We start from the raw sequence: 20,864 nt of genomic DNA, 5'->3' as shown, positions 1-20,864 counted from the left end.
GCGGTGCTTCGCCGAGGGGTCAATCAGTGAGGGCGAGCCACCTGACGAACGGACCGGCGGTGGTCGCGATCAGACATGCCGTGAAGACGAAGGCGATGCTTCTCGTGTACTCGGTCCGCTCCTCCATGGCCCCGCGACGCAACTGCGCGGCCAGGGTCGCGCCGGTGATGAGCAGGCCGGCCACTGCGGCGGCGCTGACCAGCCACGCCATCAGGTTGAGCAGGTTCGCCACGGACTTGTTCGGGTTCGTGTCCACCGTGTACGCCGTGATCTCCGGCGGCTCGAAGTTGATGGTGTTGATCGGGCTGTCGCACTGGAACTTGCCGGCATGCACGGCACCCGAGAGCGTGCAGCTGCGCGCACCGGTGATGTCGACGTTGTCCTTGGTCACCGACTCACCGGCCAGACCGGTGTGCATCTCGATGTCCATCTTCACGCTGTCGCCCGGCGCGTACGGGGCGCTCATGTCGAAGGTCCCGTGGGTCGAGCCCCGCTTGCCCGTGCAGACCCGGTCACTGCCACGCGGTTCCTTCATGGTGGTGTCGGTCTTCAGGCAGAGGGTGTAGAGGAAGGCGGCGCCGCTGGTGTGCACCTGGAGGGTGTACTCGTCCGCCGCCGCGGCAGACGAGGGCGCCAGCAGGCTCAGCCCCAGCACGGCACCGACGACGACGAGGACGGTGCGGGCGATGCGGCTCATGACCGCCTCCGCGCCTCGGCACCGGTGGCCAGCACCGTGGCCAGCCGATCCAGTTGCCTCGGCAGCCGCTTCGGTTCCTCGCCCACCCGCAGGGCCGGAATCCAGGGCAGCCGGTGCACCGGCGCGATCGACCGCAGCAGCCGGATCCGGCCGAGCAACGGCGCCGGCAGGCGGACGGGCGCATCGGCGATCAACACCACGCCCATCAGTCGCATCCCCGCCGGATGCCGGCCGTCGCGCAGGGCGTGCAGCGCGCGGGAGACCGCCCGCAACCCTTCCAGGTTGGTGCGGCCGACCACCATGACCCGGGCGGGTTCGGCGAGAGCCGGGTCCGGCCACCGGCAGCCGATGTCGGTACCGCCCAGCAGCCGGCTCAGCGTGGTCGCGCCCGCACCACCGTGCGCGCCGATCCACCCGATGCCCTGCTCGGAGAGGCTGTCACGCTGCCCGGCCGGGCCATCGTCGTGCACCGGCACGGTCAGCGGTCGCGTCCGCCCCGCTCCGCCGGCCGACACCGCCGGTCGCCGTACCGTCATGGACCCGTTGCCCATCTGCCCCGCCTCCCTTCCTGCTCGCCTTCGGCACCTACCGGATGCCGCTGAGGCACCGGTGACGGCCGCTTAACGGTGCGAGTGGTCGGTCGGTTCAGAACGAGTTCGGGGTTTTTTCCTCGGTCCGCTCGGGGCGTCACCACCAGCGCCGAGGCGCGGGTCGATGCGGCGCGGCGGGCCCGGACCGATTCGGAAAGTCGCCTCATTCGACGAACCCGGCGGCGTCGCACCCGTAGAGGACGGTGCATCCACAACCTGGAGGGAGACAGATGGTCACACCGCCGTCCCGCCACCAGGAGGCCGCACGCGGTCTCAGCTCACGACGCCCGACGCGGTCGGGCCCGGTGCCATCGTCCGAGGTGGTCGCGCAGGCCGCGGCACTGACCAGCGTCCGTCATGTCCACACCGACGACAGTTGGGTGGACCAGCCGCAGCTGCGGCAGGCGGACGCGCTCAGCAGCGAGCGTGACCGCGCCTGGGGTCGCGTCAACCAGGCCCGCGGTCTGGCGGCCAAGGAGTATCTCGACCATCGGGCCACCCCGGCCGATCATCCGGCCGCCCCGACCGAATCGCGGGAACGCAACTGGACGGCCGCCGACCACGCCCGTTGGCGACGGCTGGCGCTGGCCGCTGAGTCCGGTCCGGGCCACACCACGGCGGCACGGCTGACCAGTGTGCGCGGCGTCGGGGCGAGGCGCCGGCCGGTTGCCCCGCCGGTGCTCGGCGGATCCGGGCGGCGGTATCAGGCGCGGTCCCGCTGAGTACCCGTGCCACAGGTCAGCGCAGGCGGACCGGCCCCGGGTGCCGGCGCACCGGCACCCGGGAACCGCTGCTGCCGGCGACCACGACACCGGGCATACGGTGTCGCGGCCGCACGGTACGTCAGCCTCTGCTGCCGCGTCGTCCCTGACCGCCCTGGCTGTTGCGGCGGGTCAGCTCGGTGAGCCCCGCCTGCGGGTCCTGCTGGTAGCGGTAGCCGCTGCCGGACGGCAAGCTGACCGAGCTGGACCGACCCGTCGTAGGCCGGCCGGCGCCAGCATGCGACTGCATCGCGGCGGCGCGCTTGCGGTCGGCCTTCTGGTCCACCTTCGAGAAGTACTCGGTAAGCGGTCTCTGCACCTTGGCGGGGAGCCTCGTCCAGTTCTCCAATGCCATGATCTTCTGTCGGTTCGCGATCAGGAACTCGGCGCCACCCACGTCGGGTTCACCGCGGCGCTCGTTGAAACCCTTGATCGCTGCAGCAGTGGCGTTGACCAGGGTCCCGGCGAAGGCGATGTCCGGCCGTCCCTGCACCAGCGACGCGACGGCGGTGACGGTGCCGCCGGTGAAGCTGACCAGATCCGCCGCGACCTCCACCGCAGGCTTGCTGGTCGCGGTCTTGAGCCGGTGGATCTGCTGGGCCGCCAGCCCGGTCTCCGGGTCGACCTGTCCCTGTCGCATCGCGTCGCGGGCGGTCTCGTAGCTGGTGTACGCCGTACCGATGGCGGTCATCAGTCCGCCGACGCCCTGCACGTAATCTCCGGCGCTCTCGGTAGCCGACGAGGCGCCCCGTATGCCGGCACCGACGAGACTGGTGACCGCGCCCACCGTCTGCATCCAGTAGAACGTCTGCTTACCGAACCTGGCCAGCATCGACCCGTTGTCGGCGACGGCGACCACTTCCGCGCCGACCTCCGCCAGGGAAATCGAACTCGACGAGCCGGTCGACCCCATCGACCCGGTCGGCGAGGGCGGCGAGTCGTACAGTTGCTCGCCCTCGTACATCTGCTCGGTCTCGTGGATCGGTTCGAGCGGCTGGCGCTGCATCGGCGCCAGCGGCGTGGTGGCGGACCGGGAGAACCGGGGGCGCGGTGGGTCGGCGAAGGCCCCCTGCGGCGCCGAGCCGCGGCGACCCCGTGGATCACTCAGGTCGCTGAACTCGTAAGCGGGATCGGACACGATGGCTCCTCACGTGCGTGACGTTTGTCGACGCCAGCAGGACGGCCAGGGGCACCGATCGGTTCACCCGCGACTTGAGAAAACCCGGGCGTGGGTACGTGCGGCCCGGTGGTCAGCGGGGAGAGGCCGGGCTGCCGGCGATCGGGGCGGTCACGATCGCCGAGCCGTCGGTGAGCCCGACGGTGATGAAGGACAGCTCGTCGACCGGCAGGGACGTCTCGCCGGCCACCTCCTGCGGCCCGGACGTGGCGGTCCAGTCCCGAACGACGTGGGTGGCACCGTCGCGGGTCACCGCGAACAGCCGGTACCGGGTGCCCTGCCGCAGACCGGTGGCGGTGATCCGGATGGTGGAACTGCCCTGGTCGCCGGCGGTGATGACCACCGAGAGGCTGGCCCCGTAGCCCGGCGCCTCTCCCGTGCCGGTCAGCACCGGGTCGGCCCGGGTGGTCCATTCGTTGATCGCCACCGCCCCGCCGGCCAGCGCCAGGACCACCGCCGCCGCCGCGGCCCAGAGCCCACGCCGTCGGTACCACGAGCCGGCCGTCGTCGCCGGACGCGTGCCGGAGGTACGCCGACCGGTCGGGCGGCTGCCGGACGGACGGACCGGAGCGGGACTCGCCGCGCCACCGCGCTGCCGTGGCATCGGCACCTCGGTCGGGCCGGCAGTGCCGTCGGCCGGGCCGGTGTTGTCGGGACCGTCCGTCTGCTGGAGCTCAGCGACGCCGGGGGACGGCACCTGCGCGGGAACGGTGGGCTCGGGCGCGTCCGTCGATGCCGCCGGGCCGGACCCGGACGGCACCGAACCCGCCTCGGCGGAGAAGTCGGACGGTGCGGCGTCGGTCGGCAGCGACCAGTCCACATCGGCGAGACCGGCCAGGCCACTGATCGAGGGGCCGATCTCGGCCGCTTCGTCGAGGCAGTGCCAGCAGTCGGCGAGGTGTGCCTCGAACGACTCGCGCTCGGCGTCGTCCAAGGCGCCCATCAGGTAGAGGGCAAGCCTCTCCTGATCGGCCACGGAGTGATCCCCGCCTACGCGCATCCAGCCCTCTCCTCAACGGGTCGGCACCACGCGGTGTGTCTGTCTGGGCCCGGGCGACCTCGGGATCAGGACGACTCGGTCGAGCCGATGGCGGCGTGCAGTGCGCGTACCGCGTAATAGGCTCTGGATTTTACCGTACCTTCGGGTATCCCCAGGCGCATCGCCGCCTCGGCCACCGAGGCGCCTCGGTAGTACATCTCGATCAGCACCGCCCGGTGCTCCGGGCTGATCTTGCCGAGGGCGAGCCGCACCGCGTGCACGTTCACCACCCGGTCCATCTCGTCGTCGGTGGTGGGGACCCGGTTCAGGTCCGGCAGACTGACCTCGGGTGGTCGGGCCTGCCGAGCGCGCATCGCGTCGATCGCGACGTGCCGGGCCACCGTGTAGAGCCACGGGGCGATCTTCGACGGGTCGGCGGCGAGCCGGTCGGCGTTGCGCCAGGCCCGCAGAAACGTCTCCTGCACGAGGTCCTCGGCGAGTTCCTGCTGCCCGAGCAGCAGGCGGGTGAGGAACCGGTGCAGGGGTCGGCGGTACTCCTCGACGATCTGCCCGAGCAGGGTCTCGGTGGCGGGTGTCTCGACGGTGGCGCTGTCCGATGAAGACGGTCCGATCGACTCGTTGGGCACCGTCGACACAAACCGCCTCCCTGACGGACGGATGGCATCCTGCCGGCCAGGGGGACGATGCGCGCCCTCGCGGCCCTGACAGCGAGCATAGTCGTACGGACTCGGGGTGACGCCGTCGAGGTCGGCCGCCCGGCGGCGACGACATCGACGGCTGCGATGATCGGCGAATCGATCCAGCTCAGCATGGTGCTACTCCATTCCGGACGGTACGGGTCGATCAAGTGCCGCTGCCTCGTTGACGGATAAAGGGGACCGCCGGTTCAGTCCCGACCGACACCGATTGAGAGAATCCACGTCGGCGGTGAACGCCAGACGATGGAAATCCGTCACGACAGGTGTCGCCACGCCGAAAGGGATGGCCCGTGACCACCGACCTCGTACGTAAGACGTTCAGTTTCGGCCGGATGCCGCGCAAGTTGCTCGCGGCGCTGCTGGCCGCGCTGGCGGTCCTCTCCGCCGTCGTCGCCACCATCAACTGGGGGGTCGCCGCTGCCCGCGATGACACCGTGATCGGCACCAAGGTCACCGACCGACAGTTCAACGCCATCGTCGCCGCGGCCCGCTCCTGCCCGATGCTCACCCCGGCGCGGATCGCCGGGCAGTTGATGGCCGAGTCGGGGCTGGACAACCGCGCGCGGGACACCGCCTCCGGCGGCAGGGGCATCGCCGGTCTGGACGACGAGGACTGGAAGACCTGGAAGCCATGGCCGGACGCCCGCCGCTCCGACATCTCCGCCAACGTGCTGGCGCTGGCCCATCAGATGTGCGACTTCAGTGGTCAGCTCCGCCTGGCCGGCATCACCGGTGACCAGTGGCGGGTGGCGGTCGCCGCCTTCCACGCCGGGCTGCCCGCCGTCACCCGGGCCAACGGCGTACCCGCCGACGCCGTCGAGTACGTCGACCTGGTCAGCGGCTACGCCGGGTACTACGGCCAGCTCAAGCAGTTCGGTGGGCCCGGGGTGCCCGCCTCGACGGCCCCGCCGGCGAGCGACACGAAGGGGGTACCCGCCCCGTACGTCCCGTTGGTGGTCGCCGCCGGGACGGTGTGCGAGCAGATCACTCCGGCGATGGTGGCCGCCCAGGTGATGGCGCTGTCCGGCTTCGACCCCCACCGGTTGGGTCCGGCCGGGCAACGCGGCATCGCGCAGTTCCTGCCCGAGGTGTGGCGCAGCTACGGTCCGAGCCGTGGCTCCGCCTGGGACCCGGAGACGGCGATTCCCGCGGTGGGCGCCACGATGTGCGCGCTGATCGACGAGTTGTCCAAGCTCGACGGTGATCCGTACCTGCTGGCGCTGGCCGCCTACCGCAACGGTCCCACCGCCGTACGGCAGAGCGGGGGCAGTTTCGACCAGCCGACCGAGACCTTCCTGCGCGCGGTGAAGGCGCTCACCGACCTGTACGTGCTGGACACCCGGCTGGCCCGGCCCGCGCCGTCGGCCGATCCCACCACCGCACCGCCGTCCTCGCAGGCACCCGACCCGGAGGCCAGTGAGCCGCAGGCGAGTTCGTCGGCCAAACCGTCGTCGGCGCCCCCGAAATCGCGGAACACGGCGCCGTCCGAGCCCGACGAGGCGAAGCCGACGACCACCGCGCCGAAGACGACGGCACCCAAGCCCGAGCGTCCCTCCGGGGCCAAGCAGATCTTCCATCCGCGGACCGGGCTCTGCGTCAGCTCCGGCAGCACCGGCGACGGCACCCGACTGGTGTTGCGCAGTTGCCAGGAGGATCCGTCGCAGTGGTGGGTGGTCCGCGACGACGGCACCATCCGGTCCCGCGGGCTGTGCATGGACATCGCCTGGGGCGACTCCGCCGACGGCACCGCCATCCAGGTGGCGATCTGCAGCGGCAACCCGGCGCAGTCCTGGCGGATCAACGACAAGGGCGGCATCATCAGCACCCTCAACGGCAAGTCCGTCGACGTCGAGATGGGTGCCAAGGACAAGCCGCTGGAGCTGTGGATCTACGTCGGCAACGCCGAGCAGACCTGGAAGCTGCGCTGACCGCGGACCGCTGAGAACACGACATCGGGGTACGGACCGTGTCCGTACCCCGATTCGTCGCCACCGCCCGATCAGCTGCCGTCGACTGACCAGCTGCAGGCGGCCGATCAGCTGTAGGCGCGCCGCCGGTGCAGGCCCAACGCCAGGAAGGCACCGCCGCCGAGCAACGCCACCCCGATCAGGACGAGGGTGGCCATCCCGCCGCCACCGCCGCTGCCGCCGCTCGACCCGGCACCGGTCGGCTGCTCGCCCTCTAAGGTCCGGGCGAGCGACACCGCCGGGTTGATCATCCCGGCGCCGTACCTGCCGTCCGGGGTCTGGTCACCCAGCGCGTCGGCGGTGTCCCGGATGCGCTCCTCGATCTGGGTCGCGTTCAACTCCGGGTAGGCGGCCCGCACCAGCGCCGCCTGGCCGGCCACGAAGGCGACCGCGAAGCGGGTGCCGCTGTAGCTCAACGTGCCGGCCTTGCCCGGTCCGATGCCGAGCACGTCCGCGCCGGGCGCGACCACCTCCACCGCGTCCGGCTGGTACTCCTCGACCAGCTTGTTGTCCGCGCCGACCCCACCGACCAGCAGCAGCGCGCCGGTGGCCTTGGGCTCGCTGGCCGCCGGCAGCGTCACGGGCTTGGTCGGTGCGCCCGCCACCACGACCACGTCATGGTTGAGCGCGGTGGTCAGCGAGGCGGCGACCGCGGGGGCGGACAGATCCACATGCGAGCCGAGGGCAACTACCGAGGCGCCCGCGCTCACCGCCACCTCGATGGCGTTCGCCGCGTCCGTGGGCCGGGCGGTGCCCGATCTGCCGACCATCCGGACCGGTAGGACGGTGGCGTCCGGGGCGAGACCGACGGGCGTCTGCTGAATGCCGGTGTTCGCGGCGATGATGCTCGCCATCGCGGTGCCCGTGCCCAGACAGTCGGTGTCTCCGCGCCCGTTGCCGACGGTGACGTCCGCGCCGACCGTGACCCGTCCGCTGAGCTGCTCGATGCGGCCGTCCACACCCGAGTCGAGGACAGCCACCATGACGCCGTTGCCCCGGCTGAGATCCCATGCGCCGTCGATGGCCAACCGCAGTTGCGCCCAGTCGGAACGGCTGCTGGAGCCGGCGACCGCCGTGCACCCCGCGGTACTGCCGGTACCCGACGGTGACGGGCTCTGGCCAGGGCTGCGCGACGGCGACGGGCTGGTGGCCGGCGGCGGGCTGGTGGCGGACGTCGGGGCGGTGCCGGGTTTCGCGGTGCCGCTGGGCCGAGGGCTGGTGGTGGGCTTGTTCGGTTCGGACGGGATCTGCCCGTACGTCACCCCCTCGCCGACCGCGTCCCAGGGCAGCACCAGATACCAGCCTCGGTTGAGTCGGGCCGGGTCGGTCAGGCTCGCCCCGTCGGGTTGCACCCGGCCGGCGTTGAGGTTGTAGATCTCCGCGGAGCGTTCACCACTGCCGAGAAACCGGGTCGCGATCGCGGTGAGGTTCTCCGGCTGACCCTGGTACTCCGACGTGACGACGTAGTACTTGACGTACGCCTGCGGGTCCAGTGGCGCCTTCCGGGCTGTCGCCGTGCCGGCCATCGCCACGACCATGCAGCAGACGACCACCATGCCCGCGAGCAGGCGTCCTACGTTGGGGCGCTTCGCCAGCACTGATGTTCCTCCTTCAGTAGCCCGGCCGAAAGCCCGGCCGACACGCTCTACAGCGGATCTGGACCGTATCCGTTCAATACGATCGAGGAAAAAACGCTCGAACTTGGCTGAACCAGCGGCCAGTGACCATCGTCATGATGACGCAAGGGCCACGAGACCAGATGATGTGGTGGTTCGCCGGCCGTCACCCGCACGCTGTAAACCTGCGGACGTTGGTGAAAGCAGATGTACGCCACGACCATGACGATCGACGCGGACGATGACCAGCCGGTGGTTGCACACCGCTTCGACCCCCGCCGCCACCGGCGGATCCCCGGCCTGTTCGATCTCTGGCTGACCTCCGGTGCACGCGGTGGATTGGTGCTGCCGACGAAACCCGACCGGCCGCTTACCGCGCGGGCCATCACCGAGTTGGTGCTGCGCTCCGGCGAGGCCGCCGACGACGTACGGATCCTCACCGACGACGGTGCCCGGCACGCCGAACTGTTCAGCGAGGTGGCCGGGCTGCTCGCCCACGACGTGCTGATCAGCCCCGAGGGTGCGGAGATCCGGCAGCACGGTGGGCGCGGCGGACCGCTGCACGCGGTGCCGGTCGACCGCGAGGCCCGCCGGGCCCGGGACTGGCTGGTGATCCAGCCGCCGGACCTGGCCACGCCGTTGCCCGGCTGGTTCACCGTCGAACGTGGTCTGGTCCGTCCCCGTAAGGGGGTGGTGAGTCTGCCTCTGCACGGCGGCGCCGTCCTCGCCACCCGGGCCGACTTCGTCGCCCGGCGGGCCACCGCGCACCGGCTCGGCACGACCGTGGGCGGGCTGGTGACAGTCGCGGTCACCGCGCGGGCCGGCGGCTTCCTGGTCGGCGACTACGGCGGTACGCAGCGGGTCTACCGCGGCGACCAGCTCGCCGCCCTCCTCGGCGACCTGCCGCTCTACGGCAGCGATCTGCGGCTCTGGCTGACCTGGCCGTCCGATCCCGAGGAACAGCACAGCCTCGGCACCCATGCCCGGGAGCTGGCCGAGACCACCGGCGCCACGGTCTGGACCCCGCCGCCGGGTGGTAGCGCGGAACTCGTCGACGGCCGCCACGATCTACGGGCACTCGACCATGCGGGTCGGCCCGCCGAGTGGCACGCGTACCGGCCGCCGTTCGCCGCCGGTCCGCCGGCACTGCGGACCACCCCGACCGGTCTGCTCGTGCCGGCGTCGGCCCGGCTCAGCCTCACGGTGCATCCGGCGTCCCCACCCGACATCGAGGCCGAGCAGACCGACCCGTCGCCGGCCGTCGGATCCCCCGCTCCCCCACCAGTCGAGCCGTCACCGGACACCACGGCCACGCAACCGACCGACCGGATCCCGCAGACCGCCGAGCCGACGGAGCAGGTGTCGGCAGACGCCGACGGGCCGACGAGGCAGGTGTCGGCGCAGGCCGACGAGCCGGTGGAGCGGATGCTGGCCGCGGCGGAGTCGGCGAGGGCGGGTGTTCCGGCGACTCCGCTGGCTCGTCCCGCGCTGACCGGTGAGGATCGTCGCCCGCCCGGGTACGGTCTGCGGTGGCTGTCCCCGGGGCAGCAGGTCAACGCCGAGCGGTTCGAGGCGTTCGTCGCCTCACCGGTCGACGCTCAGACGGTCGGCGAGGGTCTGCCCGGTGCCGAACTCTTCCTGCTCGCCTTCCTCGACCCACGGTCGGTGCCCGAGGGCCGCCAACTGCTGCGGGTACGGGTGGATCCGGGCGGGGCGATTCCGATGTCCGCGCTTCGCGCCCGGCTGCCCGCGCGCCTGCAACACCTGCGTGGGCTGCGGGAGGCGTACCTGCTGCCGGCGGCGCGGCTGGACCGGGTCGTCGCGGTGGACACCTTCACGGTGGACCCTGCCGGCGAGCTGACCTCGACCGGGGAATGCGCGCCGGAGCCGCTCTCCATCCGGTGCGGCTCCCCGGCCCGGTTGACCGCCGGGCTGCCCCACGAGGTACGACGCTGGCCGGCCTTCGGCACCCGTCGGGCCTACGCGCTGCTGCCCGCCGACCGTGTTCGCCTGCCGCGTCACTGGCTGCGGTTGTACCGTCGCCAGCCGCCGGTCACGGCAGGGCGGCTGATGGTGGAACTGCGGGTACCGAGGGGACGCACGATCGACGTGACGGCGACCGCCGACCTGCTCGCCCCGCTGAGCCGGGTCCGTAGCCGGGCCGAGGCGCTGCGCGCCGCGCAGGTGGAGTTGATCCTGGCCAGCCGCTCCTACCCCCGGGTGCGGGTGCGGCGCGCGTACCGGGCCGAGGCAGGTGCCTGGCAGCGGGTGCCCCGCCTGGATCAGGGTCCGCTACCGAGCGTCCTGCCCCGGCTTCAGCCGCCGAGCTGAGCGGACCACCGGCCGTACGGCACGGCACCGATCACCAGCGGGATGCAGCGGCCCCGGGAACCGGCGGCCAGGCCGGGTAGGCCCGCACCACCGTCCGTCGGCACCCCTGCGCCGATCACGACGTACGGCTCGGGCCCGAGGTCGTCCGCCGCAGCCCAGGTGGCCAGCCGGCGGCAGCCGTCAGGAGGTTCGGCACCGAGCGCGTCACCGACGACGGCGACGGCGACCCCGGCCTCACGCAGCTGCCGGGCATAGGTCGCGGCCAGCCGGCGGCAGTCGTCCATGACACCGACCAGGGTGAAGACGTCCGGTGCCCGGCGCAGGTCGATCTGCAGGCGCCACGGGCCCCGGCGGCCCAGCACCAACGGCACGGTCGCGGCGGGCACCGGCTCATCGTCGGCGAGCCAGGCGTAGGCGGCGGTGGTCGGACCGGTCGTCACGCCGACCAGCCGCACCAGGATCGGGCCGAGGTCGGTGGCGAGGTTGGTCCGGACGTACGGCACCTCGCCCTCGCCCGGCAGCGCCGGTCGGGCCGACCCACCCTCGTCCCCCGTCGTCGGCCGCTTTGTCGCCACCGGGGCGGCGGACGTGGTCGCCGGCAACGCGGTCGTTGGGGTGCCTGGTGGGGTTTCGGGGACGGCTGCCGACGGGGCGGCTGATGCCGTTGACGGCGGGGCAGCGATCGGGGGCCATTCCGCCGGGGGCGTCGACGACGCGGGACCCGGCCCGGGGTCAGGCGGAGCGGCGGTCTTGGCGGGATCGGGCCGAGCCGACGGCGGCGGCCCGGCAGGCGTCGACCGGCCGGGTGCCGCCGACGGAGTCATCGGCACTGCCACGGTGGGCGATGGCTGTGCCGCCGATACCGAGCCCACCGGGGCATCAGGCGCGGACGCCGGGGGGTTGGGCGAGGACGCGCGTGGGGCAGGCGAGGGCACGGGAGGATCGGGCGGGGACGCGGGTGGGGCAGGCGGAAAGGCGGGAGAGCCAGGCGGGGACGCCGGCGGGGTGTCCGAATTGGCCGCGAGTTCGGCCGGGGTGGGGGTGTGGTGGCGTTGCGGCGGCCACGGGCCGTCGTCGAGGGTCGCCGAGCGCATCCGGTACGCCCGTCGGGGCAGCACCAGGATCGCGACGACGGCGAGCACCAGGGCGAGCGCTCCGGCCCCGACGCGTACCAGATCGGGGGCGGCATCGGCCAGCTTCGACGGCGCGGCCTGGATCCATGGGGTGCGGTCGGCCGGGGCGGTCGGGTCGCCGGCCGGAGCTGCCGTGGCCGGCGGCGGGGCGGCACCGCCCGGTGCGGGTGGCGGAAGGGACGGTGAGGGTGGCGGCAGGGTCGGCGAGGGCGACCCGGCACGCGGCGACGGTGTCGACGGGCTCGGCGTCGATCGCGGAGCCGGCGGGCGGATCGCGGGCAGGCGGCCGGTGCGTACCCCTGGTCCGTCCGCGTCCTTCGGCAGTACGAGGATCCAGCCGGGCGCGAGTTCGACGCCGTCGGTGAACGTCGCTCCGTCGGGCTGTTCCCGGCCCCGGTTGAGCTCGATGATCTCCCGGAAGCGGTTGCCGTTGCCGAGGGTCCGCAGCGCGATGCTGTACAGGTAGTCCCGCTGGCCGTCGACCGGCGGCCCGACGACGTAGTACTTGCCGGTTTCCTCGGGCACGGCGGCGGTGGCCGGCGCCTGCGCGGCGACCGGGATGAGCAGGACCGCCAGCAGCACCGACAAGGCCCACCAGTGACTCGCCCGTCGACCGCGCACCAGGTGCGAGCTCGCCGGTATCTGCGGGTCCGACCTCGACGCCCGGCCCCGACCAGCTGACTGCATTCCTGTCTCTCCGTCTCCTCGCACGCCGCGGCCCACCGGGGGGCGGGCCGTGCGTACCCGTCTGGTCAGCGACGTTGCCCAGTGGACCGGGTCCCACCAGTCCCGTCGGCGGGATCTCCGCCGGGGACGGGCAGGATCATCGCACCGGTGGAATCCGGGCGGGCTCAGCGGCCCACCGGCTGCCACGTCTGGTTGGCCCGACCGGGGGCACATTCCCAGGTCTGGAGGGCAGCGCCGTCGGCGGTGTTGCCGCCGCGTACGTCGACGCACCTGCCTGAGTGGGGATTACGCAGCATCCCGGCCTCGACGACCCAGACCTGCGCCGGACCGCCGTTGCAGTGCGCCAGTTGCACCTTGGCGCCGTTGTCGCGCGACGCCCAGGCGACGTCCATGCACTTGTCGAGCGCCATCAGGGACCCGTTGGGGCCGTGCGAGAACCGTTGGGCCGGGCTGTCGTTGCACCTCCAGAGCTGCAATCCGGCACCGTCGGCGGAGATGCCGCCGGGCACGTCGATGCATTTGCCCTGGTACCCGCGCAGCGCGAAGGTCGAGGCGGGCGGCCCGGCGGGCTGCTCGACGGTCCGCCGTACGGGAGCCCCGCCGCCCCGGAAGGTGACCACGAAGTCCGCGCACCCGGGGCAGCTGAGCACTGTCTCGTTGCCCGGCACCCGGTCGTGGGTCGACCACAGGTAGGCGCGCGGACCGAAGGGGCGCAGCGCGGCGGTGTAGGCGCTCTCGGAGTCCCGCTCCGGGTTGACGCAGTTGATCCGGTCGCCGCGCTGGGGGTCGATCACCGCATGCGCCTCGGGGCAGGCCGCGAGCAACTGCCCACCGGAGCAGTCCCACCTGACGCAGGTGCCCGCCACCGGGGCGGGCGGGCCGCCGGGCGTCTCGATCGTGATCGTCAACGAGAGCGCGTCGACGTAGCTGACGTTGTACCAGGGCGCCCCGGAGTTGTGCTGGTCGAAGTTGAACTCGGCCAGGCTGACCGGTTCCGCGCCTCGCTCGCAGCGGTCCGGGTGGACGCCGCAGTCACCCACCAGGCAGCGGAAGGTGCTGCCGGGTTCTCCGCTGCACCGCTGCCGGGCGAAGAACCGTCCACGCCAGTGGCCCGGCCGACCGTCGTCCGGGATGACGATGGTCGCTGACTCTCCGGGGCGCAGGACGGGCAGGCCGGTGATCGGTCGCGAGCCGTCGGCGCTCTCCCCCGCACCGATCCACAACGTCTCGCCGGTGGAGTTGACGAACGTGACCCGTTCCCCGACGACCGCGTCGGATCTGCTCGACATGACCACGACCAGACCGAGGGCGAGCGTCAGGATGGTCAGGAGGGCGATCCTCCCACCCAGTCGAGCCTTGCCGCCCGGGAACGAGCCCGTACTCACCGTCATGCCGCCCTCCGCTGGCTGAACAGGCGGACCCACCAGGTCCGCGGGGTGTGTGCGACCGGCGCACGCCCGCATGACGGCGCACGACGCCCCTCGGTTCAACCGCACCTGGCCCTGGTTGGCGGAGATCGATGTCGACCAACCGGCAAAGATCGATAAATGCGCAATTACGAGTAAGCGAATCGCGTACGCGGGCACCTAACGTAGTCGTCAAATTACCCAGCTCTCTGGATGGAGTCCACATGACAGTGGCCAAGGAGCATGCCGCTCGGCGTGGGGTGATCGGCGCGATCAACGAAGCGCATCACCGTGCGGTTCTGGGGCTGTACATGGTCATCGTGCTAGCCCACTGGGCCGAGCACCTGGTTCAGGCGTACCAGATCTGGGTGCTGGGTTGGGCCCGGCCACAGGCGCGCGGCGTCCTGGGCATGCCGTTCCCCTGGCTGGTCAGCTCCGAGTGGCTGCACTACGGGTACGCGATCGTCATGCTCATCGGTCTGTTCGCCCTGCGTCCCGGTTTCGTCGGGCGGGCCCGCACCTGGTGGACGATCGCCCTGGCGATCCAGTTCTGGCACCACATCGAGCACTTGTTCCTGCTGTTGCAGGTGCAGGCCGGCTTCCTGCTGCCCGGCACGTCGGTGCCGACGAGCTTCGCCCAGCTCCTGATCCCCCGGGTCGAACTGCACCTGTTCTACAACTCCATCGTGTTCCTGCCGATGCTGGTCGCGATGTACCTGCACCTGCGCCCCAACGAGCAGGAGTTGCAGTTGCAACGATGCAACTGCACCCTGGAAGGCCGTCAACGGCTCGCCGCCACCAACTCCGGCAGCTGACCGGCCATCATGTCTGCCGGGCGCCGCACGCTGGCCATCGTCACCGCCCTCGCCTCCGTGGGGGTCGCCCTCACCGTCGCCGCGGTCGTCCGGCAGTCCGACGGCACCCCCGCCCGGGTCCTCTCGGTGGACCCGGGCGACGGTGCCGCGCTGACCTCCCCGCCGGACGCGGTCACCCTGCGGTTGTCCACCGGCGCCGACTCGGTGCTGTCCCACGTCACCGTGCGCGACAACACCGGCAACGCGGTCAACGACGGCCGGGTACGCGCCGACGGGAAGACCGGGCTGCGCCAACCGGTACGGCTCACCGACCCGGGCGACTACAGCATCGCCTACCACATCACCTTCTCCAACGGACAGGACGCCACCGGCATCCTGCGCTTCAGCGTCGGCACCGGCGCACCGCCCCAGGGCATCGTGGACGTCCCCGACCCGATCCTGGACGACGCCGACCACGCTCACGGCATCGACCCGTTGGGCGCCACGCTCCTCGTCATCGACGGCCTGGTGCTGGTCGTCGTCCTCGCGCTGCTGCTGCGCCGGCCCGCCCGTCACCGACGACCACCGGCCCGCGCGTCGACCGTCTCGGCCGCCTCCGGTCACCTCGACGGGTCACCCGACGAGCCCGCCGGCCGCTGAACCACTCGACCGGCCCGGTCGGTGCTGATCACCGACCGGGCCGGTCCTGTGTGCACTGACGTCGCGATGGCCGTAGAGCCTGCTCCCACCCCTCGCATCCTCGGGTGTGCGCACCGGCTGTCCCACGGCCGTGAGCACGACGAAGGTGGTGGCTGCGAGGGCCTCCACCCGGCGCGAACGTGTCGACTGCCGTCGATCGCACGTCCATTCGTGGCCCGGCCTGCGAATCGGGCGAACGGCGACCGACGACGGCGACCGTACGCGCCGATCCGGGCGGTCATCATTGCGCTGACGTGCGGCGGAGCACCGTCCAGTGACGCACTCGGAGAGATGCGACGGCCGCCGCGCCACTGTGATTCTCACAGGTGACGGGCTGCGCCGTCCGGCACCCGCTTCCGGCGGGATCGCCCTCAACACGCAGCAGGGTGCCCACGGCTTGGAGTCGCCGACCAGCCGACATCGAGGAGTGCGCAGTGCCAGCCACCGACGTCTGGAATGCCGCAATCCTCGCCCCGGACACCCGCACCATCTGAGGCCCGACGCGCCTCTGACGGAAGGAGTCACCCGTGACCACCAACAGCCTCGGACCGCAGGTGTCCGCCGACGACCGGGCCGCTGTCGCAGCCCTGCCCGAGCGGGTCGTGCAGGCGTGGGCGGCGAACGACGCCGACACCTTCGCCGGTCTCTTCACGCCGGACGGCACCATGATCCTGCCCGGTGTGACCCGCAAGGGCCGCGACGACATCCGCGACTTCATGGCGCAGGGCTTCGCCGGCCCCTACAAGGGGACCCGCGTCACCGGGCAGCCCTTCGACATCCGCTTCCTCGGTCCCGACGTGGCGCTGCTGCTCACCGAGGGCGGCGTACTCGCCCCGGGTGAGACGGAGGTGGCCGCCGAGCGGGCCATCCGCGCCTCCTGGCTGCTGGTCCGTACCCCGAACGGCTGGCAGTTGACCGCGTACCAGAACAGCCCGCGCGACGCGCGCTGACTGTGCACGTCCTTCGGCACCCGGTCGAAGGCCCCGCTGACCGGTGCCGTCCAAGGTGTCCCATCTTCGAGTGAAGGGCAGGAACGAACGTGCGTGTACTGGTCACCGGCGGCACCGGTTTCATCGGCTCGCACACGGCCGCGGCATTGCTGCGCGCCGGGCACGAGGTGCGACTGTTGGTTCGTGACCCCGACACGGTCGGGCCTGCCCTCGAACCACTCGGAGTGTCCACCGCGGACGTGGCGACCGTCACCGGTGACGTGACCGACGCGCGGTCGGTCGGCCGGGCGATGGACGGCTGCGCCGCGGTTCTGCATGCCGCCGGGGTCTACTCGTTCGACACCCGCCGTCACGCGCAGATGTGGCAGGTCAACGTCGGGGGCACCGAGGTGGTGCTCGACGCGGCCCGCGCGGCCGACGTCGAGACGATCGTGCATGTGTCCTCGGTGGTGGCCCTGGCACCGACCGGGGGTGCTCCGCTCGCCACGGATCTGCCGGTGAGCCGCCCACGGGAGCGGTACATGGCCACCAAGGCGGCTGCCGAGGAGATCGCCCGACGGCACCAGGCAGCGGGATCACCGGTAATCATCACGTACCCGATGGCCACGCTGGGCCCACACGACCCGTACGTCGGTGATCAGGTGGCCCGGTTGCGGGCGCTGCTGCGCGGGCAGCTGCCCATCTGGCCGGGCGGCGGATTTCCGGTGGGTGACGTCCGCGAGGTGGCCGACCTGCACGTCGCGGCGCTGCGACCCGGGCCGGGCCCGCGACGCCTGCTGGCACCGGGACGGACCTTGTCCACCCGTGAGTTCGTCGCGGCCGTACGCGAGGTCACCGGCCGCCGGTTGCCGGTCGCCTACCTGCCCTCGGCGGCGGTGCTGCCGGTGGGGGCCGCCGCGTCCGCGTTCCAGCGGATCTGGCCCTGGCACGTCCCCGTCGAGTACGGCGCGGTCTACACCTGTCACTGCGACCTGCGTACCGGCCCGCAGGTGCCCGCGCCGACCCGCCCGGTCACCGAGACGATCCGGGACACCGTGGCCTGGTTGTACCGGACCGGCCGCATCAGCCGGCGACAGGCCGGGCTGGCCGCCGACGCCGCTTGACCACGAGGCGACGGCGTCGCCTCCAGCGGCGCTCCCTCCTTCGGCGATCCGTCGCCGGCGTGCCCTGGCGCCGGCCACCCTGGTGCCGGCGTTGCCCTGGCGCCGGCCGCCCTGGCCGTCGGCGCGGCTACTGTGCCGTGTCTGCGGCAGCGGCGAGTTCCGCCCGACCTTCCGCCGCCTCGACCAGGGTGGTCATCCCGGCCAACGTGTGGTGGGTGAAGCACTCGCGCAGCGGGACCGTGACCCCGAAGCGGCGCTGGATCCGCCGGACGAGCTGGGGGACGAGCATCGAGTGCCCCCCGGCGTCGAAGAACGAGGTGTCGGCCGCGAACGGACCGGTGCCCAGCAGCGCCGACCAGATCTCGGCCAGGCCCCGTCCCACCGGGCTGTCCACGGGCCGTCGCGCCGCTGCCGATCTCGGTGCGGGCGCTCGGCGACGCTCCCCCTTGCCGGCCGCCTGGCGGGGCAACGCCTCGACCGGGTCGCGGCGGCCACGCAACTCCAGCAGCCCGTCCCAGCGCCAGCGCCCGAGGTCACCGGTGCGGTACCAGCGCAGGTCGCTGTCGTCGGCCGGCTCCCCGTCGGGGGCTCGGAACGCCGCCCGCCGTCGGCTACCGTCGTCGCCGCTGCCGTCGTACTCACCGCTGCCGTCGTGCCCGCCGTCGTCGAGGTAGCCGTCGCAGATGTAGCGGCTGCGCACCACGATCTCGCCGGTGAGGCCCGTCGGGCAGGGCTGGTCCGCCTCGTCGAGGACCAGCACCTGCCGTCCGGGAATCGGGCGGCCGATCGGCACGTTCGCCGGCACCGGGCCGGTGATCTCGTGCCAGGTGGCCGCGATGGTCTCGGCGGGGCCGTAGAGGGTCGCCAGCCGGGTCGCCGGCAGCACCCGTCGGAAGCCGTTCACCACCTCGTCCGACAGCGTCTCGCCGGTCAGCACCAGCCGACGCAGGCTGGTGGGCCGGGCGGCGGGCTCCCGGGCCGCGAGGACGCCCAGCAGCTCCCGGGCGAGGCTCGGCACCGTCTGCAGGAAGGTGATGCGCTCCCGGACCAACCAGTCGACCAGGTTCTCGGGGTGCGCCCGGATGCGGACCGGCACGGGATACAGGGTGCCGCCACCGACCAGCGTGGCGACCGTCTCGCACAGGCTCGGGGCGTGTGCCGGGGCGAGCCACTGGGCCACCCGGGCACCGGGCGTCAGCTCCAGGGCGTCGGCCATCCAGGTGACGAACTGGGCGAGCGCCGCGTGGTCGTGGGCGATGCCCGCCGGCCGCCCGGTGCAGTCCGAGGCGTACGCCACATAGGCCGTGCGGGTGAGGTCGTCGGTCGGCGGCGGCGCCGTCGTCGTCGACGGGCGGGGCAGGCAGGTCACGTCGACCAGCCGGCCGTCGAGTTCGTCGCGGAACCAGCGGGCCAGGTCGTCGTCCGGGTCCTCCCCCGTCCGGAGCAGACAGACCGGACGCAGCTGCGACAGGATCGCCCGGCCGCGCTGACCGCCGTCGCCGGTGCCGAACCGGACCAGGTGACCACCGGCGCGCAGGACGCCCAGCGACGCGGCGAGCTGCCACGGCCCGGCGGTCATCCGTACCGCCACGGGCGCGCCCTCGACGGCCAGCCCGCGCAGGTACGTGGCCACCGCCGCGGTGCGGCGCTCCAGTTCGCCGTACGTCCACCGGCCGTCCCGGCTTGCCACGGCGACCGCCTCCGGGTTCTGTCCGGCACGCCGACGGACGATCTCGTGCACGGGCAGCGCTTCGGCGCGCGGGCCGTCGGTCGAGCCGACAAGCGTCGGGCCGTCCAGGGACAGCCGATGCACCGGCGTGTGCGGTGCATCGAGCGCGGCCGACAGCAGCGTGCGCACCTGCCCGAGCAGGCCGGCGGCGGTGGCGGAGGCGAACCGGTCGGCGCGGTGGCTGAGCGTGCCGGCCACCGTGGGCCAGGTGCTGCGTACGGTGATCGCCAGATCCGCGACGGTGGGGCCCAGGTCGGTCACCGCCGTCGGTACGACACCGGCACCGGCCAGCCGCAGGTCCGCCTCCGGGCCCGGTAGGGCCAGCAGGACGTCGCAGAACGGCACTCGCCTCGGGTCACGCTCGACGGGCAGTTCCCGGACCAGCCGCGCGAACGGCAGCTCCCGGTGTCTGGTGGCGGCCCGCAGCACGGCTGCGGCCCGGTCCACCGCCTCGCTGAAGGTGGGGCCACCGCCGAGATCGGTGGTGAGGACCAGCAGGTTGTCGCAGGGGCCGACGAGCGCGGGAAACCCGGGCGGTGGCACCGGTACCGGCATCGCGACGGTCACCCGGTCGTCGTCGCCGTACCGGTGCAGGACCGCCTGCACGGCGGCCAGCAGCACCGCCGCCGGGTTGGCCGACCGGGTCCGGCAGTACGTGGCCAACTGGTCGGCGAGGGCGGTGCCCCAGTCGAACGGCACCAGGCCGGCGGGCCCCGCCGGGCGGGTGGCGCCGTCGTGGTCGACGGGCAGCGGTACCGGTGGCGGCAGCGGGGTGAGGTGGGCGGTCCACCAGTCCAGCAGCCGGCGGCCGACCGGGCCGTCCACCAGGTCACGCTGCCAGCGGGCGTACTCGGCGTAGCGCAGCACCGGGGCCAGCGACGCGGGGGTGATCGGGCCGGGGCGTACCTGCGCGGCGTAGCAGATGGACAGCTCGTCCACGATTATCGAGATCGACCGGTCGTCGGCCACCGCCCGGTGCAGCGCCAGCACCAGCCGGTGCGTGGCGGGGCCGGTACGCACCAGCGTCAACCGGGCCAGCGGCGTGTCGGTGGCCCGCTCCGGGACGGAGGCGGCCGCCGTGCAGACCCGGTCGATGGCGCGTTCGCGTTCCGCGTCGGCCAGGTGCCCGAGGTCGACGTGGACGAACGCGCCGGTGCTGTCGGCGGAGACCACCGGCTGCGGGACGCCGTCCACCTCGACCAGCCGGGTCCGCAGCACCTCGTGCCGATCCAGCAGTGTGCGCCAGGCCGACCGCAGCGCCGGCACGTCGATCGTCCCGTGCAGGTGCCAGGTGCGGACCAGCCGGTGCACACCCCGGTACGGGGCGAGTTGCTCCAGCAGCCACACACCGTCCTGCAGCCAGGAGGTGGGGCCCGGCTCGACTGCCACCTCGGCGTCGCCGGTCAGCGTCGTTTCTCCGCTCGTTGCCACGGACGAATCGTGGCATGTGGAATTGCGGCGGTCTTCTCAGTGATTGCGATCCCGAATACCGGTGCCGACGATTATCCGTCGAGCAATTCAGTCGA

Annotated in this window: 16 protein-coding genes; 7 read left to right on the top strand and 9 right to left on the bottom strand. The window is 72.5% G+C overall.

All coding sequences use genetic code 11. The annotated features are described in order from the left end of the window. Nucleotides 1-19 precede the first annotated feature (19 nt). Together EG812_RS15770 and EG812_RS15765 are read right to left on the bottom strand one after the other, a co-directional pair. Nucleotides 20-697, bottom strand: a complete 678-nt coding sequence (locus EG812_RS15770; RefSeq protein ID WP_013733467.1) for a hypothetical protein — start codon at nucleotides 695-697, stop codon at nucleotides 20-22. Then, nucleotides 694-1,248, bottom strand: a complete 555-nt coding sequence (locus tag EG812_RS15765; protein WP_013733466.1) for a protein kinase family protein — start codon at nucleotides 1,246-1,248, stop codon at nucleotides 694-696. Before EG812_RS15765 ends, EG812_RS15770 begins: the two co-directional genes overlap by 4 nt. A 344-nt stretch (nucleotides 1,249-1,592) precedes the next feature. On the opposite strand from EG812_RS15765, the gene EG812_RS15760 reads away from it, so the two are divergent. Beyond that, a complete protein-coding gene (locus tag EG812_RS15760; RefSeq protein WP_126711967.1) occupies nucleotides 1,593-2,009 on the top strand; it encodes a hypothetical protein in 417 nt (138 codons plus the stop codon). Between the two features lie 121 nt (nucleotides 2,010-2,130). On the opposite strand, the gene EG812_RS15755 is transcribed toward EG812_RS15760, so the two are convergent. From EG812_RS15755 to EG812_RS15745, 3 genes are all read right to left on the bottom strand, one after another. After that, a complete protein-coding gene (locus tag EG812_RS15755) occupies nucleotides 2,131-3,186 on the bottom strand; it encodes a hypothetical protein (RefSeq protein ID WP_013733464.1) in 1,056 nt (351 codons plus the stop codon). Between the two features lie 112 nt (nucleotides 3,187-3,298). Next, entirely contained in the window at nucleotides 3,299-4,201 is a 903-nt protein-coding gene (locus tag EG812_RS15750; RefSeq protein WP_158632516.1) for a zf-HC2 domain-containing protein, read from the bottom strand. A gap of 89 nt (nucleotides 4,202-4,290) precedes the next feature. Then, nucleotides 4,291-4,860 carry a sigma-70 family RNA polymerase sigma factor gene (locus EG812_RS15745; protein ID WP_013733462.1) on the bottom strand — a complete coding sequence of 190 codons (570 nt, stop codon included), beginning with the start codon at nucleotides 4,858-4,860 and terminating at the stop codon, nucleotides 4,291-4,293. Nucleotides 4,861-5,213: 353 nt separating this feature from the next. Here EG812_RS15745 and EG812_RS15740 point away from each other — a divergent pair, with 353 nt between their 5' ends. Then, nucleotides 5,214-6,851 carry a ricin-type beta-trefoil lectin domain protein gene (locus tag EG812_RS15740; RefSeq protein ID WP_126711965.1) on the top strand — a complete coding sequence of 546 codons (1,638 nt, stop codon included), beginning with the start codon at nucleotides 5,214-5,216 and terminating at the stop codon, nucleotides 6,849-6,851. A gap of 107 nt (nucleotides 6,852-6,958) precedes the next feature. Here EG812_RS15740 and EG812_RS15735 read toward each other — a convergent pair whose 3' ends face one another. Beyond that, nucleotides 6,959-8,488, bottom strand: coding sequence for a S8 family serine peptidase (locus EG812_RS15735; RefSeq protein ID WP_126711964.1), 1,530 nt, complete (start codon nucleotides 8,486-8,488; stop codon nucleotides 6,959-6,961). 240 nt (nucleotides 8,489-8,728) lie between these two features. Here EG812_RS15735 and EG812_RS15730 point away from each other — a divergent pair, with 240 nt between their 5' ends. Next, nucleotides 8,729-10,837 (top strand): hypothetical protein, encoded by a 2,109-nt coding sequence (locus EG812_RS15730; protein ID WP_233579494.1) that lies wholly within the window; start codon nucleotides 8,729-8,731, stop codon nucleotides 10,835-10,837. Here EG812_RS15730 and EG812_RS15725 read toward each other — a convergent pair. Both EG812_RS15725 and EG812_RS15720 read right to left on the bottom strand, forming a co-directional pair. After that, nucleotides 10,822-12,552: a hypothetical protein gene (locus tag EG812_RS15725; RefSeq protein ID WP_126711962.1), complete on the bottom strand. Its 1,731-nt coding sequence runs from the start codon at nucleotides 12,550-12,552 to the stop codon at nucleotides 10,822-10,824. The genes EG812_RS15730 and EG812_RS15725 overlap by 16 nt on opposite strands. A gap of 269 nt (nucleotides 12,553-12,821) precedes the next feature. Next, nucleotides 12,822-14,048 carry a ricin-type beta-trefoil lectin domain protein gene (locus EG812_RS15720; protein ID WP_126711961.1) on the bottom strand — a complete coding sequence of 409 codons (1,227 nt, stop codon included), beginning with the start codon at nucleotides 14,046-14,048 and terminating at the stop codon, nucleotides 12,822-12,824. Nucleotides 14,049-14,287: 239 nt separating this feature from the next. Here EG812_RS15720 and EG812_RS15715 point away from each other — a divergent pair, with 239 nt between their 5' ends. The 4 genes from EG812_RS15715 (at nucleotide 14,288) to EG812_RS15700 (ending at nucleotide 17,609) form a co-directional block, all read left to right on the top strand. Then, nucleotides 14,288-14,878 (top strand): hypothetical protein, encoded by a 591-nt coding sequence (locus EG812_RS15715; RefSeq protein ID WP_043720646.1) that lies wholly within the window; start codon nucleotides 14,288-14,290, stop codon nucleotides 14,876-14,878. Between the two features lie 9 nt (nucleotides 14,879-14,887). Then, nucleotides 14,888-15,517, top strand: coding sequence for a copper resistance CopC family protein (locus EG812_RS15710; protein WP_126711960.1), 630 nt, complete (start codon nucleotides 14,888-14,890; stop codon nucleotides 15,515-15,517). A 566-nt stretch (nucleotides 15,518-16,083) separates the two neighbouring features. Next, nucleotides 16,084-16,506 carry an SgcJ/EcaC family oxidoreductase gene (locus EG812_RS15705; RefSeq protein ID WP_013733453.1) on the top strand — a complete coding sequence of 141 codons (423 nt, stop codon included), beginning with the start codon at nucleotides 16,084-16,086 and terminating at the stop codon, nucleotides 16,504-16,506. An 89-nt stretch (nucleotides 16,507-16,595) separates the two neighbouring features. Further along, complete coding sequence (locus tag EG812_RS15700) at nucleotides 16,596-17,609, top strand: SDR family NAD(P)-dependent oxidoreductase (protein ID WP_126711959.1); 1,014 nt, start codon at nucleotides 16,596-16,598, stop codon at nucleotides 17,607-17,609. Between the two features lie 127 nt (nucleotides 17,610-17,736). Here the strand turns inward: EG812_RS15700 and EG812_RS15695 are convergent, their stop codons facing one another. Next, nucleotides 17,737-20,769, bottom strand: a complete 3,033-nt coding sequence (locus tag EG812_RS15695) for an AMP-binding protein (protein WP_126711958.1) — start codon at nucleotides 20,767-20,769, stop codon at nucleotides 17,737-17,739. Between the last annotated feature and the right edge of the window lie 95 nt (nucleotides 20,770-20,864).

This window comes from Verrucosispora sp. FIM060022 (assembly GCF_003977705.1).
GTDB classification, from domain to species: Bacteria; Actinomycetota; Actinomycetes; order Mycobacteriales; family Micromonosporaceae; genus Micromonospora; species Micromonospora gifhornensis.
This window is presented reverse-complemented; position numbering and strand designations above follow the sequence as displayed.